Origin of the sequence: Corallococcus carmarthensis (assembly GCF_003611695.1) — a bacterium.
Lineage (GTDB): Bacteria > Myxococcota > Myxococcia > Myxococcales > Myxococcaceae > Corallococcus > Corallococcus carmarthensis.
The window spans coordinates 1-471 of sequence record NZ_RAWE01000489.1; the positions used below are offsets into that span (position 1 = coordinate 1).

Sequence of the window (471 nt, forward strand, 5' to 3'; positions counted from 1 at the left end):
CCTGTTGTGCGCGTGCGTCATTGCATCCGCAATCTCTATGAATATTTTCCATGACTGTGGAATTGTAAGCGGTGCGCCATTTACTAAGTCACTTAGCGTTTGCCCCGGTATAAAATCCATGACAAAGAACGGTTGGTCATCAGTCGTTTTGTCGAAAGAATGAATTTTGACAATATGAGGATGCGAGAGGAGAAGCAATGCTCTGGCTTCTTGCTCGAATCTTTTGCGCTTTTCTTCGTTTACAACAAGGTAGCTATGCAGGATTTTTATGGCGAATACATTTTTGTCAGTTGTGCGCACAGCCTTGTACACTACACTGGTCGCGCCATGTCCCAGTGCTTCGGTTATATCGTATTCGCCGACAAGAAGTTCGCCTACTAAATTCACGGCTTTAGATCCCCCGCTTATATTATAAAGCCTTCCATCGATGAACGTTTCTATCGATAGGAAGTGTACCGGAAGGCGTTAGCA

Annotated in this window: 1 protein-coding gene; it reads right to left on the reverse strand. The window is 44.8% G+C overall.

Features of this window, described 5'->3' with window-relative positions; translation table 11 throughout:
* Positions 1-387 (reverse strand): serine/threonine protein kinase (locus tag D7X32_RS44620; RefSeq protein ID WP_147450546.1); only part of this gene is annotated, 387 nt, incomplete at its 3' end.
* Positions 388-471 lie beyond the last annotated feature (84 nt).